General features: G+C 71.5%; 14 protein-coding genes. 9 read left to right on the top strand and 5 right to left on the bottom strand.

The window, feature by feature from the left end:
• Positions 1-15: 15 nt before the first annotated feature.
• Positions 16-873, bottom strand: a complete 858-nt coding sequence (locus H7827_RS25825) for an ABC transporter permease (protein ID WP_386532613.1) — start codon at positions 871-873, stop codon at positions 16-18.
• Positions 870-3,683 (bottom strand): alpha/beta fold hydrolase, encoded by a 2,814-nt coding sequence (locus H7827_RS25820; RefSeq protein ID WP_432747520.1) that lies wholly within the window; start codon positions 3,681-3,683, stop codon positions 870-872. Before H7827_RS25820 ends, H7827_RS25825 begins: the two co-directional genes overlap by 4 nt.
• Before the next feature lie 141 nt (positions 3,684-3,824).
• Here H7827_RS25820 and H7827_RS25815 point away from each other — a divergent pair, with 141 nt between their 5' ends.
• From H7827_RS25815 to H7827_RS25800, 4 genes are all read left to right on the top strand, one after another.
• Positions 3,825-4,052 (top strand): hypothetical protein, encoded by a 228-nt coding sequence (locus H7827_RS25815; RefSeq protein WP_030727736.1) that lies wholly within the window; start codon positions 3,825-3,827, stop codon positions 4,050-4,052.
• Positions 4,053-4,067: 15 nt separating this feature from the next.
• The gene (locus tag H7827_RS25810; protein WP_030727738.1) at positions 4,068-5,546 is read left to right on the top strand and encodes a cation:proton antiporter; all 1,479 of its coding nucleotides are present in this window, start codon (positions 4,068-4,070) and stop codon (positions 5,544-5,546) included.
• A 68-nt stretch (positions 5,547-5,614) separates the two neighbouring features.
• Positions 5,615-6,067 carry a MarR family winged helix-turn-helix transcriptional regulator gene (locus tag H7827_RS25805; RefSeq protein WP_030727739.1) on the top strand — a complete coding sequence of 151 codons (453 nt, stop codon included), beginning with the start codon at positions 5,615-5,617 and terminating at the stop codon, positions 6,065-6,067.
• A gap of 112 nt (positions 6,068-6,179) precedes the next feature.
• Positions 6,180-7,706, top strand: coding sequence for an MDR family MFS transporter (locus H7827_RS25800; RefSeq protein WP_386532640.1), 1,527 nt, complete (start codon positions 6,180-6,182; stop codon positions 7,704-7,706).
• A gap of 52 nt (positions 7,707-7,758) precedes the next feature.
• Here the strand turns inward: H7827_RS25800 and nhaC are convergent, their stop codons facing one another.
• Positions 7,759-9,249, bottom strand: coding sequence for a Na+/H+ antiporter NhaC (nhaC, locus tag H7827_RS25795; protein WP_432747519.1), 1,491 nt, complete (start codon positions 9,247-9,249; stop codon positions 7,759-7,761).
• A gap of 144 nt (positions 9,250-9,393) precedes the next feature.
• On the opposite strand from nhaC, the gene H7827_RS25790 reads away from it, so the two are divergent.
• From H7827_RS25790 to H7827_RS25780, 3 genes are all read left to right on the top strand, one after another.
• Positions 9,394-10,332 (top strand): LysR family transcriptional regulator, encoded by a 939-nt coding sequence (locus tag H7827_RS25790; protein ID WP_386532602.1) that lies wholly within the window; start codon positions 9,394-9,396, stop codon positions 10,330-10,332.
• Between the two features lie 64 nt (positions 10,333-10,396).
• Positions 10,397-11,689 carry a flavin-containing monooxygenase gene (locus H7827_RS25785; protein WP_432747518.1) on the top strand — a complete coding sequence of 431 codons (1,293 nt, stop codon included), beginning with the start codon at positions 10,397-10,399 and terminating at the stop codon, positions 11,687-11,689.
• Positions 11,690-11,763: 74 nt separating this feature from the next.
• Positions 11,764-12,474: an SDR family NAD(P)-dependent oxidoreductase gene (locus H7827_RS25780; RefSeq protein ID WP_432747517.1), complete on the top strand. Its 711-nt coding sequence runs from the start codon at positions 11,764-11,766 to the stop codon at positions 12,472-12,474.
• A gap of 134 nt (positions 12,475-12,608) precedes the next feature.
• On the opposite strand, the gene H7827_RS25775 is transcribed toward H7827_RS25780, so the two are convergent.
• Complete coding sequence (locus tag H7827_RS25775) at positions 12,609-12,866, bottom strand: DUF397 domain-containing protein (RefSeq protein ID WP_030727752.1); 258 nt, start codon at positions 12,864-12,866, stop codon at positions 12,609-12,611.
• Positions 12,867-12,869: 3 nt separating this feature from the next.
• On the bottom strand, positions 12,870-13,727 hold the full coding sequence (locus H7827_RS25770) for a helix-turn-helix domain-containing protein (RefSeq protein ID WP_432747516.1): 858 nt from the start codon (positions 13,725-13,727) through the stop codon (positions 12,870-12,872).
• A 226-nt stretch (positions 13,728-13,953) separates the two neighbouring features.
• Here H7827_RS25770 and H7827_RS25765 point away from each other — a divergent pair, with 226 nt between their 5' ends.
• Both H7827_RS25765 and H7827_RS25760 read left to right on the top strand, forming a co-directional pair.
• On the top strand, positions 13,954-14,415 hold the full coding sequence (locus H7827_RS25765) for an ATP-binding protein (RefSeq protein WP_432747515.1): 462 nt from the start codon (positions 13,954-13,956) through the stop codon (positions 14,413-14,415).
• Between the two features lie 84 nt (positions 14,416-14,499).
• Entirely contained in the window at positions 14,500-16,299 is a 1,800-nt protein-coding gene (locus tag H7827_RS25760) for a VanW family protein (protein ID WP_432747514.1), read from the top strand.
• The last annotated feature ends 3 nt before the right edge of the window (positions 16,300-16,302 follow it).

Here is a 16,302-nt window from a genome sequence, read left to right as displayed (position 1 = left end):
GAGGCGACGTCCGGTTCAGGAGACGATGTCCTTGGTGCGGAAGCCCCGGAAGGCGAGGGCGAACAGCACCAGCGCGAAGGACACCGACACCGAGGCGCCCTTGAGCATGCCGGTCCACTCCAGTTGTGGCTGGAGGGCGTCCAGCCAGGCGAAGGCCCAGTGGGCGGGCAGGAATTCACGCCAGTCGCCGAGCGCCGTGATGGCGTCCAGGATGTTGCCCACGATGGTGAGGCCGATGGCGCCGCCGACCGCGCCCAGGGGGGCGTCTGTGACCGTGGACAGCCAGAACGCGAGAGCGGCGGTGACCAGTTGGCTCACGAACACATAGCCGGTGATCAGCGCGATCCGGCCCACCGATTCGCCCGCCGCGATGCTGCCGCCGGTGGGCAGTTGGAGCGGGCCCCAGCCGTACGCCGCCGTTCCCACGCCGAGCGCCACCAGGGGCAGGAGCACCATCGCGGCGGCGCTGAACAGCAGTGCCACGGTGAGCTTGCTGGCCAGCAGCCGTGAACGCGGCACCGGCGCGGCCAGCAGATAGCGCAGTGAGGACCAGCCGGCCTCCGAGGCGACGGTGTCGCCGCAGAACAGCGCCACCGGCAGCACCAGCAGGAAGCCGGCGGACAGGAAGAGGCAGGTGATGGCGAAGTTGGGGCCGGAGACGGTCGCCACGTCCATGATGCTGGGCGCGGAACGGTCCTCCCGGCCGCCGCCGATGGCGAAGGCGATGGCCACCACGAACGGCAGCGCGATCAGGATGCCCGCCACCACCTGGGTACGGCGGCGGCGCAGTTGCCGGGCGGCCTCGACCCGCAGCGGGAGGGTGCGGCGGGGGCTGTAGCCGGGGGCGACAACGGTGTCGGTCGAGGCGTTCACGCCGCGCCTCCGATCAGGGTGAGGAAGGCGTCCTCGAGACGGCGGTGCGGGCCGATGGCCGACACCGGGACCTCCAGCCGGACGAGTTCGGGAAGGAGTTCGGTGGAGGTCATGCCGTCCAGCCGGATGAGCAGACCGTCGTCGGTGGGCCGGACGTCGGCCACGCCGGGCAGGTCGGCGATCTTGTCGGTCAGCGCGTCGGGCACCGGGCGGGCGAGGGTGGCCAGCACGGTGTTCCCGGTGCCGGTGATGTCGGCGACGGGGCCCGCCTGGACGAGCTGTCCCCGGTCCATGACGACCAGATGGGTACAGGTCTGTTCCACCTCGGCCAGCAGGTGGCTGGAGACGATCACGGTGCGGCCGGCCTCCGCGTAGCGGATCATCACCTCGCGCATCTCGCGGATCTGCGGCGGGTCCAGGCCGTTGGTGGGCTCGTCGAGGATCAGCAGGTCCGGCAGCCCGAGCATGGCCTGGGCGATGGCGAGCCGTTGCCGCATGCCCTGCGAGTAGGTGCGCACCGCCCGTTCCAGGGCATCGCCGAGGCCGGCGATCTCCAGCGCCTCTTCCACGTGGGCGTCGGCGGTGGGGCGGCCGGTGGCGCGCCAGTACAGGTCGAGGTTGGCGCGGCCGGAGAGGTGGGGCAGGAAGCCGGCGCCCTCGACGAAGGCGCCGACCCGGGAGAGGACCGGGGCGCCGGGGGTGATGCGCTGTCCGAAGACCCGGATCTCCCCGGCGTCGGGAGTGATCAGGCCCATCAGCATGCGCAGGGTGGTGGTCTTGCCCGCCCCGTTGGGGCCGAGCAGGCCGAGGACCTGTCCGCGTTCGACCGAGAAGCCGAGGTCGCGCACGGCGTAGCGGTCGCTGGCGCCCGCGTAGCGCTTGGTGAGGCCGGTGATGCGCAGCGGTGCGGGTTCGTTGCCGCCGGGCGTACCGGTCGCGGCGTCGTGGGCGGCGGTGGCCGGGGCGGGCACCGGTGCGGCGGGCGTGCCGGTCGCGGCGTCCGCCGTCGCGTCGCCGTCCCTGGCGTCGCCGTCCGGCGTGCCGCTCGCCGCGGTGGCCGGGGCCGCGCCGGCGGGGGGCGGTGTGGTCGTGCGGCGGCGGCCGGTGAGCAGCAGGGCGGCGGCGATCGCCGCGGCGATCAGGGGCAGGCCCCAGGTCCACCAGGTGAGGGTGGCCGGCAGCAGGGTGGCCTGCGGCGCGGTGGGGACGGTCAGGGCCTGGTCCCCGGCCAGGGCTACGGTGTGGACGGCCGGGTCGGCCGGGGAGGCGTAGCCGAGGTCGGTGGTGGAGACCACCAGCCGCATGCGGTGGCCCGCCTCGAAGGGGTAGTCGATGGCGGGGAGCGGCAGATCGACGGTGGTGCCCTCCCCGTCGGTGCCGCTCACCCGCACGGGGGTGACGAGCTGGGCGGGCAGCGACTGGGTGCTGCCGTCCGGGGAGACGTCGTACACCTTGAGGAAGAGCACCGCCTCGGGGGCGTCCGAGGCGATGTGCAGGCGGACGCCGGGCGAGCCGGTGACCCGGACGGTGTCGGTCAGCGGCGCGGAGTCGAAGGTCGCGGTCTGGCCGGGGAAGTCCAGGGCCAGGCCCAGGCCGAGGGTGGACAGTCCGCTGAGCGAGCCGAGGCCGGGGACGGCGGAGATGGAGGGCGGGGTGCCGCCGGCCGGGTTGGTGAAGGTCTGGGGCTCGCCGCTCAGCTCCACCTGGCGCGGGTCGCCGTGCAGGCCGGGGTAGGTGTCGGCCTCGGCGCCGCGCAGGTTGGTGTCGCCGTTGGTGGTGTCGATGCCGGAGATGCGGGTGACCCGGAAGGCCGGTCCGGTGTCGGTGCCCTCCTCGCCCTTGAGGTAGTGGTCGAACCAGGCGGTGACGCGGTCCTGGACCCGGCCGCTCTCGGAGACGCCGCCGTCGTGTCCCGCCCAGGTCCAGTCGACGGCGACCGGGGCGCCGTTGGCCTCGATGGCCTCGGCCATGGCGTCGGCGTGGTCCAGGGGGAAGAGTGAGTCGTGCTGGCCCTGCACGATGAGGGCGGGGACGTCGATGCGGTCGGCGACGGCGGACGGGCTGCGCTCGGTGAGCAGCGCGGTGGCCTCGTCGTCGGGGGCGCCGGCGACGGCGACGCGTTCGTACATCGCGCACAGTTCGGCGGCGAAGTTCCCGCAACCGGGGGCGCCGTTCTCGCTCGCGCCGGTGGCGAAGAAGATCCCGGCCCACAGCTTCTTGAAGACGCCGTCGGGGAAGAGCGCGTCGGCGAGGTTCCAGTAGGTGATGCGGGGTGCGATGGCGTCGACGCGGTCGTCGTACCCGGCGGCCAGCAGCGAGATGGCGCCGCCGTACGAGTCGCCGCTGATGCCGACCCGGGGGTCGCCCTCGGCGTCGAGCTGGACCTCGGGCTGCTGGGCGAGCCAGTCGATGAGGCGGCTGACGTCGGCGACCTCGGCCTCGGGGTCGTTCAGGCCGATCTGCCCGCCGGAGTCGCCGAAGCCGCGCGCGGACCAGGTGAGGACCGCGTAGCCGTCGCGGGCGAGTGCCTCGGCCTGGCCGCGCAGGTCGTGCTTGCTGCCGCCGAAGCCGTGGGCCAGCAGGACGGCGGGGCGGGGGGTGCCCGGGTCACCGGAGGTGAAGTAGGAGGTGTCGATCCCTATGGAGTCACCGTCCGCGTCCGGCATCTGGGCCATCCGGTCCTGGCGGTGCACCTGGGGCCCGCTGTCCCCTGCGGCGACGGTCCAGGTGCCGGCTCCGACGAGGACGGCGGCCAGGGCTGCGGCACCCGCGAGCAGCCGCCCGCGCCGCCATGGCCTAGGAGGGGTCATGGGCACGGGGTTCCTTCCACGGGCGGATCACCAACCTAACCGATCACCCGGAGGGACCCCGCCCGCCCCCTGCTGGTTGATTCGCTGGGTGATACTCGGGGGACATTACGGATCATCACGGGCTATTCCGGGAGGCCGGGCATGGGTCAGGGTGTGCACGTCACGGATCTGCCGGGGGTCGGGAAGCGGTACGACATCGATCTGGAGCGCGAGGACGAGCGGGTCTCGGTGGTGATCAGGTCCGGCGGGATGCGTGATCTGTACGTCTTCACCTCCCGCTCCGCCGACCCGACGGCGGTGCTGGAGCTGACGGAGGAGCAGGCCCGTAAGGTCGGGGCGGTGCTGTCGGCGACCTTCTTCGAGTCGTGAGGAGGCGGCGGGCGGGTGCCGGAAGCTGATCTGCTCGGCCTGGGTGCCGCCGTACTGGTCGCGGGGCTGCTGGCGCGGCTGGCCCGCCGCTACGGGCTGCCGTCCGTGCCCTGCTACATGCTGGTGGGTATCGCGCTGGGCCCCGGTACACCGGGCCCGGTACTGATCTCCCACCCCGACGATCTGGCGCTGATCGCCGCGCTCGGGCTGGTGCTGCTGCTGTTCCACCTGGGCGTGGAGTTCCCGGTGGACGAGGTGCTGGGCGGCGGGCGCCGCCTGGTGGTGGCGGCGGGCTGCTACATCGGGCTGAACATGACGGCCGGGCTGCTCTTCGGCTTCGCGCTGGGCTGGGGCGCGTCCTCGGCGCTGGTGATCGCCGGGGCGCTGGGCATCTCCTCGTCCGCGATCGTCACGAAACTGCTGATCGAGCTGCACCGGCTGACCAACGCGGAGACCCCGGTGATCCTGGGGATCATCGTGCTGGAGGACCTGTTCCTCGCCTTCTATCTGGCGCTGCTCGCCCCCGTGCTGTCGGCCGGTGACACCCCGGGCCGGATCGCCCGGGACGTCGCCATCAGCTTCGGGATGCTGGCCGGGCTGCTGCTGGTGGCGCGGTTCGGGGCCCGGGCGGTGGGGCGGGTGCTGGATTCCCGGGAGGACGAGGTGCTGGCGGTGGTCACCATCGGTCTGGTGGTGCTGGTGGCCGGGACCTCGCAGGAGGCGGGGGTCTCGGACGCGGTCGGGGCGCTGCTGACGGGTCTGGTGGTTTCCCGCACCCGGCTGCGGGAGCGGGTGGAGCGGCTGGTGACACCGCTGCGGGACGTGTTCGCGGCGGTGTTCTTCGTGGCGTTCGGGCTGAGCATCGACACCGGACACCTGGGCGCGGTGGCGGTGCCGGTGGCGCTGGCCGTCGTGGTGACCGTGGTCGCGAATCTGAGCGCGGGCATCGTCACGGCGCGGCTGTTCGGCTTCAACCAGCGCGGCGCGGCCAACATCGGGCTGACGGTGCTGGGGCGCGGCGAGTTCTCGCTGATCCTGGCCACGCTCGCGCTGGCGGCCGGCCTGGACTCGCGGATCGGCCCGTTCGTGGCACTGTACGTCCTGGTGCTGGCGGTGCTCAGTCCCCTGTTCGCGGCGCGTTCGCGCTATCTGGCGCGGGTGATGCCGGACTGGCTGCTGCGCCGTGACTGGACGTATGTGCGTGAGGAGACGATCAGCACCTCCTGCACGCATCTGGATCAGATCCGGGTCACCGAGACGGATGCCGAGGAGTGCCCGGAGTGCGTGGCCACCGGGAGCGACTGGGTGGCGCTGCGGCTGTGCATGACCTGCGGTTACGTGGGGTGCTGCGACGACTCCCCGCACCGGCACGCCAGCACCCACGCGGCCCGGGCGCGCCATCCGATCATCCAGTCGGCGCAGCCGGGTGAGGACTGGCGCTGGTGCTTCATCGACGAGACCCTGGTGCGGGCCCCGCTGGGTACCAAGCGCTGACGAAGCGCCGGTCAAGCTTTCACCAAAGCATTTACATGTAGCAAGCAACTTGTCGTACGGTCGAATCCGTGACCGAGCATGCAACGAGCTCCTACGCGGAGCTGGGCCGCCATCTGTGGGCCGTGGGAGCGATCAACCGGGAGATGGGGCGATCCCTGCCGCACGACTGTCCCCCGGCGACGCTGGCGTTGATCTCGATCCTGGCGCGGAAGGGGGAACTGCGCATGGGCGGGCTCGCCGACCTGATCGGCGTCGACATCTCGGTCGCCAGCCGCTACGCGACCCACGCGGTGGAGCGCGGCTGGGTGGAGCGCACGCCGGACCCGGACGACAAACGGTCCCGGCTGCTGCGGGTGACCGACAGCGGCGAGGAGCTGCTGGCCGAGCTGTCCGAGCGCTACGCCGAGGCGCTCTCCCGCTATCTCGCCGACTGGTCGGACACCGACGTCAGACACCTCATTGAACTGCTGATCCGCCTGCGGACGAGCTTCGACAGCTGCCGCGCCAAGCCGGCGGAGTAACCAACCAGGGAAGAAGCACCCGAAGCGTATGTCCTCACCTCGTCCTGCTCCCGCGCGTCACGACGCCGCCCCCGCCGCCGCCCCGCCCGAGGCCGCGCCGGAGGGCGCCGCGATGACGCACCGGGAGATCCTGCGGGCGCTGTCCGGGCTGCTGCTCGGCATGTTCGCCGCCATCCTCTCCTCCACCATCGTCACCAACGCGCTGCCGCACATCATCGCGGACCTCGGCGGGGGCCAGAGCGCGTACACCTGGGTCATCACCGCGACCCTGCTGGCCATGACGGCCTCCATGCCGGTGTGGGGCAAGCTGGCCGACCTCTTCAACAAGAAGCTGCTGATCCAGCTGGCGCTGATCATCTACATCACCGGCTCGGTGATCGCCGGGCTCTCGCAGAACTCCGCGACGCTGATCGGCGTGCGGGTGGTGCAGGGCATCGGCGTGGGCGGACTCGCCGCGCTGGCGCAGATCATCATGGCCGCCATGACCACCCCGCGCGAGCGCGGCCGGTACGGCGGTTACTTCGGCGCCACCTTCGCCGCCGCGACCGTCTCCGGGCCGCTGATCGGCGGGGTCATCACCGACACCCCGGGGCTCGGCTGGCGCTGGTGCTTCTACATCGGGGTGCCGATAGCCGCGGTCGCCCTGGTGGTGCTCCAGCGCACCCTGAAGCTGCCGGTGGTCCGGCGCAAGGTGCGCATCGACTGGCTGGGCGCGCTGCTGCTGTCCGGCGCCGTCTCCCTGCTGCTGATCTGGATCACGCTGGCCGGCGACTCGTACGCCTGGGCCTCGTGGCAGACGGCCGTGATGACCGGCGGCTCGGTACTGCTGGGCCTGCTGTTCGTGCTGGCCGAGTCGCGGGCCAGTGACCCGATCATGCCGCTGCGGCTGTTCCGGGACCGTACGATCACGCTCTCCTCGCTGGCGTCCCTGTTCGTGGGTATCGCGATGTTCAGCGGCACGGTCTTCTTCAGCCAGTACTTCCAGCTGGCGCGCGGCGAGTCCGCGACCATGTCCGGCGTCATGACGATCCCGATGATCCTGGGCCTGTCGCTCTCCTCCACCATCTCGGGGCGGATGATCTCGCGCACCGGGCAGTGGAAGAACTGGCTGGTCGCGGGCGGTCTGCTGATCAGCTCCGGGATGCTGCTGCTGGGCACCATCCGGTTCGACACCGCGTACTGGCAGGTCGCCGTCTTCATGACGCTGCTGGGTCTGGGCATCGGCATGATGATGCAGAACCTGGTGCTGGCCTCGCAGAACCAGGTGCAGGCCTCCGACCTGGGCGCGGCCAGCTCGGTGGTCAACTTCTTCCGCTCCTTCGGCGGCGCCCTGGGTGTCGCGGCGCTGGGCGCGGTGCTCGCCAATCGGGTGGGTCAGTACACCCGGGACGGCCTGGCGCAGCTGGGCATGGAACCCGGTGACGGGGTGGTCGCCGGCGGTGGCATCCCGGACCTGAGCCAGCTCCCCGATCCGCTGCGGGGGGTGCTGGAGACGGCGTACGGGCACGGGGTCGGGGACGTGTTCCTCTTCGGCGCCCCGGCGGCGGTGCTGGCCTTCGTAATCACGCTGTTCATCAAGGAGGTCGCGCTGCGCGGCAGCCAGCAGGCGCCGCAGGCCGGTCGGACCGCCTCCTCCTGAGCGGTGGTGGCGCCGGGAGGAGGCGGTCCGGTGGCGGGTGCGGGCCCCTGGATCAGCGGGTGGAGGCGGCGGGCGCGTGGGGCGCGGACGCCGGCCCCTCCCCCGCCTCCCCGTCCGGCTCCCGCTCCCCGGACCGCTCGGCGCGGGGCACCTTCCAGCCGGTGATCGCGTACAGCAGGGAGAACGCCATCGACAGGAAGACGAAGAAGTAGAACGGCAGATACGTCAGGGTGGACACACCGAGCACCCCGGCGACGAAGACCCCGCCGCTGGACCACGGGAAGACCGGGTCGTTCGCGGTGCCGGAGTCCTCCAGGATCCGGGAGAGATTCTTCGGGTCGAGGCCGAACTTGTGGTACAGCGGCAGCAGCAGCGAGCCGGACATCACGGCGGCGAAGCTGAACGAGCCGCCCAGCGCCACCAGCGCGGGCACCAGGAAGATGCTGGTCACCATCAGCCGGCGCGGTGTGGTGATCCAGCGCAGCGTCGGGGTGATCAGCGCCAGCAGCATCCCGGAGCCGGTGAGCAGTCCGGCCATCCCGATGGCGAACAGGAACAGGGCCACCATGCCCATCATGGACATGACGCCGCCGCCGGAGACCAGGGAGTCGACGGTGGCGGTGCCGGTCTCCAGGACGAAGCCGTTGTAGAGGACCGACAGGGTGTCGCTGACGGAGGCACCCTGGTACAGCACCGCCACCAGGGCCCCGGCGAGTGCGCCGACGAAGATGGAGGGCCAGGCCGGTTTGCGCATCAGCAGCAGCACCAGGACCACGACGATCGGCAGGAACGCCGGCAGGCCCAGGGAGAAGTTCTCCGACAGGGCCGCGTTGATGGCTTCGGCCTCGGCCACGGAGCCCCGGCCGTGCGAGGTGGTGAACCCCAGCACCGTGAAGATGGCGCCGCACAGCAGGATGGTGGGGACGGTGGTCCAGGTCAGATGCCGGATGTGGCGGGTGAGGTCGGTGCCCACCAGGGCGGCGTTGAGGTTGGTCGAGTCGGAGAACGGGGACATCTTGTCGCCGAAGTAGGCGCCGCAGACGATGGCGCCGGCGGTCATCGCCACCGGGTATCCCATCCCCTCCCCCACTCCCATCATGGCGACGCCGACCGTGCCGATGGTGCCCCAGGAGGTCCCGGTGGCCATCGACGCGAGAATGCACAGCAGCAGCGTGGTGGGCAGGAAAAGCTGCGGGGAGAGCACCGACAGGCCCAGGTGCACGAGGGCGGGGATGGTGCCGGATTCCGCCCAGGAGCCGATGAGCGCGCCCACCGCCATCAGAATCATGATGAGACCGAGCACGCTGCGTATCGCTCGGAATGCGAAATTCTCGGCGTCCTCGAAGCTGTACCCCAGACGCATCACCAGGGGGACCAGCGCGACCATGGAAATGAACAGCAGCAGCTGGATATCCGCGTCGAATCCCAGGGATCCGACGAGAAGTATGGCGACAACGATAAGGACGGAACCGGCGGCATAGGCGAATCCCGGCTCCTTCGCGGTGGCCGCCGTCGCCGGTTCCCCGGAGGTCTGCGTACTCATGAGAGGCACCACTTTCGTTTTCCGCACCCAGGGACGCGTTACCAATAAATTAACGGGTGGGGTGTCTTTGATAGACCGGTACGCTACGGGCAGCCTGGCCCCCGGCACAGTCTCAATCCACAGCGCTTCCTCAAGGGATCACCTATGGCACAGCCGACCCTGATGCAGTTGAGCTACTTTCTGGCGGCGGTCAGCCATGGCTCCTTCTCCGCGGCGGCCGATGCCCTGCACATCGCCCAGCCGAGCCTGTCCGAGCAGATCAGACGCCTGGAGCACACGCTGGGTGTGGTGCTGTTCACCCGCACCAACCGCCGCCTGCAACTCACCGACGCCGGCCGCACGCTGCTGCCGCACGCCGAGCGCACCCTGGCCGATGTCCGCGAGCTGGGACAGGCGGTGCGCGAGGTGCGCACGCTGTCCGGCGGCACCGTCTCCTTCGGTGCCTTCAACAGCGCGCACCTGTATCTGCTCACCCCGCTCATCCGCGACTTCCACGAGCAGTACCCGCAGGTGCTGGTGCGGGTGGTCGGGCTGAACTCCGCCGAGGTCGCCGACGCGGTGCGCGGCGGCGAGCTGGAGGCGGGACTGGTCCAGCTGCCGATCAAGGACCACGGCCTCTCGGTGGGAGCGCCGGTCCTCACCGACACCGTGGTGTACGTCAGCGCCGACCCGGAGCGGGCCCGGACGCCGGTGGGCATCGAGGCGCTGGCCGCCGCCCCGCTGGTGCTCTCCGAGGCCCGCTGGGAGGACGAGGACCCGCTGCGCCGGGCGCTGACCGAACGCGCCCAGCGGGCCGGGGTGACGCTGCGCCCGTACGCCGAGGTGGAGTTCCAGACGCACGCGGTGGAGCTGGCCGCGCACGGGGTCGGCGACTCGCTGGTGTCCTATCTGGTGGCCCGCTCCCAGGGGTACACGCGGCGCCTGCACTGGGCCCAGCTGGACCCGCCCGTGGAGGAGCACTTCGCCTTCATCACCCGCTCCGGCGGAGCGCTCTCCCCGGCCACCCGGATGTTCATGAAGATCGCGCACAAGCACATCGCGGCCCTCCAGCGGCGCGCGAAGCGTGGCCTGGCCCAAGGCTGAGGCTATCGATGGTGCTGTAAATCAAGCATTTACCGGAGATGGCCGCTGTCGTGATACTCCGCACATGGGAACCAATCACCGACAGCGGGTGTGCGTCATCGGCGCCGGGGCCGCCGGGCTCGAAGCGCTGCGGGTGCTGCGGGCCGAGGGCCTGGAGGTGGACTGCTTCGAGCGCACCGGGCGTGTGGGCGGCCACTGGCACACCGACTACGAGGCGCTGCACCTGATCACACCGCGCGGCAGTTCGGGCTTCGAGGGCGCGCCGATGCCCGCCGACTATCCGCTCTTCCCCAGCCGGGACCAGGTACGGGACTACCTGGAGGACTTCGCCGACCGGGAAGGGCTGCGCCCGCACATCACCCTCGACACCGAGATCACCGCGGTGGAACGCGAGACGCAGGGCCCGGGCTGGCTGGTGCGCACGGCGGACGGGACGCGGCGGGCGTACGACGCCGTGGTGGTCGCCAACGGCCATCACTGGGACCCCAAACTGCCCAAGGCCGCCGCCGACTTCGCGGGCCGTTCGCTGCACTCGGGCGAGTACCGCAACACCGGGGACATCGACGGCGAGCGGGTCCTGGTCGTCGGCTCGGGCAACTCGGGCTGCGATCTGGCGGTGGACGCCGCCAACGCCCGCCTGCGCACCGACATCTCGGTGCGCAACGGCCATGTCTTCCAGCCCAAGACGTTCTTCGGGCGCCCGCGCAACGAACTGCCGCTGGTGCCCCGGCTGCCGGGCCGCCTCGCCGAGCGGGTGACCAGGACCCTGGTGAAGATCTCGGTGGGCACGGCCGAGCGCTATCCGGGGCTGCCCACCCCGGCCACCGAGAACCTCAATGAGCAGTTGCCGGTGGTCAACGAGCTGCTGCTGTACTGGATCCAGCACGGCCGGATCGCGGTCCGGCCCGGCATCGAGGCCATCGAGGGCCGCACGGTGCGCTTCACGGACGGCACCCGGCGTGAGTACGACACGGTGCTGTGGGCCACCGGCTTCCGGGTGAGCCTGCCGTTCCTGCCGCCCGGGCTGCTGACCTGGCAGGGCGGAGCACCGTTGCGCACGGCGGGACTGACCGTGCCGACGGGAGTGCCGGGGCTGTACTTCGTCGGTCTCGCGAGCCCGCGCGGGCCGCAGTTCCCGGTGTTCTCCGCGCAGTCGCGGCTGGTCGCCCGGCTGATCACGCTGACCGACCGGTTCTCGGACCGGCTCGCCCGGCCGCTGCCGGACGTCCTGGAGCGCCGGTTCGGCGCCGATGACCGGATCGACATCCTGCGGCCGGTGTGGAGCGAGCAGATGCGGCGGGTCAACCGCTTCCTGGACGACCTGGAGCGCGACGCGCACGCGCGGGGGATCCGGTGAACCACGACACGAGACGCACGACAGCGACAACCCACACGACCACGAACACGCACGCGAACACGAGGGAGAGCACCGTGGACAAGACCGCACTGGTGACCGGCGCCGCCAGCGGCATGGGGCAGTCGGTGGCACGGCGGTTCGCCGCCGGGGGCTGGCAGGTGCTGGCCGTGGACCGGGACGCCGCCGCGCTGGCCGAGGGTGCGCGCGAGGTCGGCGAGTCGTTCATCCCGCTGGCCGCCGACGTCACCGACCGGGCCGGGCTCCAGCAGGGCCTGATCGGCGCCCTGGGCACCGCCTCGCTGCGGGCCGTGGTCAACGCCGCCGGCGTCTACCCGCCCACCCGGCTCGATGACTTCACCGAGGCGCTGTACCGGCGGATCTTCGACGTGAACGTGCTCGGCACGCTGAATGTGACGGCCGTGACCACCCCGCTGCTCGCGGCGGCCGGCGGCGGCGCGGTGGTGAACTTCGCCTCGGTGGACGCCTTCGCGGTCTCCCCCGGGCAGTTGCTGTACAGCGCGTCGAAGGCGGCGGTGGTCTCGCTCACCAAGTCCCTCGCCATCGAGCTGGCACCGGACAACATCACGGTGAACGCCGTCGCTCCGGGCTGGGTGGACACCCCGGGCAACGCGGCGACCGGACGGATGGCGGACGTGGCGGAGGGCATCCCGCTGCGGCGGGTGGCCCGTCCCGAGGAGATCGCGGACTGGGTGTGGGCGCTGGTGCACGGCGGCTACGTGACCGGCGAGTCGCTGGTGATCGCGGGCGGCAGCGTCATGCGGTGACAGGTGCCGCCCGCGGGAACACGGCGGGGCCGCGCGGCCGCGGCACCGCGCCCGCCGTCCGGTCCGGCCCCGCGAGGGCCGGACCGGGGCGCACCGGCGGGACGTGGCCGGAGCCCGCGCCCCCGGGCCGGTGCTCAGGTCAGCAGGAAGTCCGCCTCGCCGTGCTTGGCGCCACGGATGAAGGTCTCGATCTCGTGCGGGGTGTAGATCAGCGCCGGGCCCTCGGGGTCGGTGGACTGGCGCAGGGCCACCCGGCCGTCGGCCAGTTTCATGGCTTCCACGCAGTTGCCGCCATTGGTACCGCTCCAGGGCTTGCGCCAGCCCGCGTTGCCAAGTTCCTTGGCGGGCATCCCGTTGTAGATGTGGGGGGGAGGAGAGGGCGATATACCCATGAGTCACAGCTCCTTGCGAATCTCACCGAGGATGGCCACGGTGTCCTGTACAGACGCGGCCTGCGCGCCCATGCGGTCCAGCACCTCCAGATAGGCGATGGTGTCGGGGCGTTCATCGTGGTACACCGCGCCGGTGAGGCTCTCGGTGTAGATGATGTCCGGCAGCTCCGGGATCTCGAACCGGAACAGCTGGAAGGGCCCGAACATGCCGGGGTGGGGCCCGGCACTGAACGGCATGATCTGTAGCGTCACGTTCGGCAGGGACGTGATCTTGAGCAGATGGTCGATCTGCTCCCGCATGACGGCCGGATCCGGCAGCCGTCTGCGCAGTACGTGTTCCTCCATGACCGCCCACACCAGCGGCGGCCTGGCGCGGGTGAGCAGATCCGCGCGCTCCATGCGCAGCGCGACCCGGCGGTCCAGTTCCTCCTCGCTGCCGTGCGGGAAGCCTGTCCGCAGCAGCTCGCGGGCGTAGGCGGGGGTCTGCAGCAGTCCGGGAACGCAGTGCGGTTCGTAGGACCTGATGAGGCGGGCCTCGCCCTCCAGGGAGACGTAGAGGCTGAACCAGTCGGGCAGCACGTCGCGGAAGTTGTGCCACCAGCCGGGCTGGTTGGCCTCCTCGACCAGGGTGAGAAAGGCGTCCGCCTCCGCGCCGCCGACCCCGTACCGCTCCAGCAGCGCCTTCACGTACAGCGGTTTGAGGCCGACCTCGGCCTTCTCCATGCGCCGCACGGTGGTGGTGTTGACGCTCAGTGCCTTGGCGGCGTCGGCGAAGGTGCAGTCGGCCCGCTCACGCAGATCCCGGAGGCGCAGACCGAGGACGATCTGTCCCACGGTCGGCCCCGAGCGCGCTTCCGCCACGGTGTCTCCTCCAGCGCCCTGTCAGCCGGGCCTTGTTGTTGTACGCGATGCGACCGGTCCCGGCCCTCAGGGCGTAAGTGTGCCACAGCGGTAATGGCATCGACAGAGATCGCTTCGCGTTATGCGAATCGCAGAACTCCCCTTGCGCTCTGCGCACATCAGCGCTCATAGTGAACACGTGACCCGGCTCACGCTGGCCCCGGTTCCATGGAAGGCGCACCCGCTCGTGTTCTCATCCCCCCGCACGACGCCGCTCCCGGTATCCCTCCCGCTCCCCGCCACGCCCCTGGCGGACCCCCCGGGAGAGAGATTCGAGCTGCCGTCCCGACCGGCCTCGGTCGCCGCCGCGCGGGAGGTCGTACGGCACCGGCTGAGCGGCTGGGGGGTGCCGCGCGACCTGGTCGACACCGCGCGCCTGGTGATCTCCGAGCTGGTCACCAACGCCCTGCTGCACACGGACAGCGAGCGCATCGTGTGCCGGATCGAGCGCCGCGGATTCCAGGTGCGGATCGAGGTCGCCGACCAGGGGCCCGGCATCGACCCCTACGCGCCGCGCTGCTGCCCGGCGGATCCGGACGCCGAGGGCGGGCGCGGACTGCTGCTGCTGGACGCGATGGCCACCCGGTGGGGTGTGATCTCTCCCGACCAGGGCGCCGGATGTACGGTCTGGGCGGAAATCGCCCCCTGATTCGCAGCCGGGACGTTTTGCTAGTGTCCCTGGCGTCAGTGGCCTCACCCGGGGCCCCGTCCGCAGCAGCCATCGGGGAGATCCGTGTCGTACTCCATACCCCCGCCGCCGGCCCAGCCACCCACGGTGCACCGGCGGGGCGTCGGGCGTCGGCTCGCGGCCGTTCCCCGGCCGGTGCTGATCAGCGGCGTGGCGTTCCTCGCGCTGGTGTCCGCCGGGGTCACCGGGTATCTGCTGATGGGCGACGGCATCGCCGAGGGCACCACCGTGCAGGGGGTGGACATCGGCGGGCTCTCCGCGCAGGAGGCGCGCGAGAAGCTGGAACGTGAGCTGGGCGCGCTGGGCGGGACGCCGCTGACCGTCGTCATCGGCGAGGGAGCGGACGAGGGCGCCGACGCGGACTCCCCGGAGGCCGATGTCCATGAGCTGGTGCCCGCCGAGGCCGGGCTCTCGCTCGACTTCGAGGCGACCGTCGCCCAGGCCGCCGACCCCTCCCTGCTGGACCGCCTCCTGGGGCGCGGCGGCGGCGAGATCGAGCTGCTGGTGCACCAGGACGAGGAACGGGGCCGGGCCGCGCTCACCGAGCTGGCGGAGGACTCCGACAGCACGGTCCGCGAGGGCGCCATCACCTTCGCCGAGGGGGAGCCCGAGGTCACCCAGCCCCGCGCCGGGGTGGCGCTGGACGTGGAGGGCTCACTGGGCCGGCTGCGCGAGGGCTTCCCGGCCGCCACCGGCGACGCCGCACAGCCGGTGCCGCTGCCGGTGACCCGCGCCGAGCCGCTCACCGGGCCGGCGGAGATCGAGCGGGCCCTGGAGGAGTTCGCCGAACCGGCCGTGTCGGGCCCGGTCCTGCTCACCGCGGGCGAGCGGACCCTGACCATCTCCCCCGAGCTCATCGGCGACCACCTCACCCTGTCCGCCGACGGCTCCGGCGCCCTGCTGCCGGAGTTCGACGGCGCGGCGCTGGGCTCCGACGAGCGTCTCGACGCGGCGGTCGCGGCGGTGGAGACCGAACCGGTGGAGGCCACGCTGCGGCTGGAGGGCAGCGAGGTGGTGGCGGCGAGCCCCGGCAGCGTGGGCTCCACGGTCAGCCGGGAGGCCATCGGCCCGGCCGTCGAGCCGCTGCTGTTCGCGACCGGTGAGGCCGCCCGTACCGCGCCGGTGGCCACCGAGGAGGTGGAGCCCACCATCAGCCCGGCGAACTACAAGGACCTGGGCATCGTGGAGGAGATGTCCTCCTTCACCGTGAACTTCGACGCCGCTCCGTACCGGATCACCAACATCGGGCGGGCCGCCGAGCTGATCAACGGCTCGGTGGTGGCGCCGGGCGACGAGTGGAGCTTCAACCGCACGGTCGGCGAGCGCACCGAGGAGAACGGCTTCGTCGAGGGGATCATCATCCTCGACGACCAGTACACCACCGCGCAGGGCGGCGGGGTCTCGGCGGTGGCCACCACCATGTTCAACGCGATGTTCTTCGCCGGGGTCAAGCCGGTGGAGTACGGCGCGCACTCGTTCTACATCGAGCGCTATCCGGAGGGCCGGGAGGCCACCGTCGCCTGGGGCAGCCTGGATCTGCGCTTCCTCAACGACTCGGGCAACACCATCTACATCCTCGCCTCCTCCACCGACACCTCGGTGACCATCACCTTCCTCGGCACCAAGCGCTACGACGAGGTCCGCTCGGAGACCGGTCCGCGCACCAACGTGAAGGAGCCGGGCAGCCGGGAGGGGGCCCAGGGCGACGAGTGCGTCCCGCAGCCGCCGCTGGAGGGCTTCGACGTGGAGGTGACCCGGATCTTCGTCAACGGCGGTGCGGAGGCCGGGCGCGAGACGTACAACACGACGTACGTCCCGCGCGACGAGGTGGTCTGCGAGGACTGAACC

Origin of the sequence: Streptomyces sp. JH002, from assembly GCF_050916115.1 — a bacterium.
Taxonomy (GTDB): domain Bacteria; phylum Actinomycetota; class Actinomycetes; order Streptomycetales; family Streptomycetaceae; genus Streptomyces; species Streptomyces xiamenensis.
This window is presented reverse-complemented; position numbering and strand designations above follow the sequence as displayed.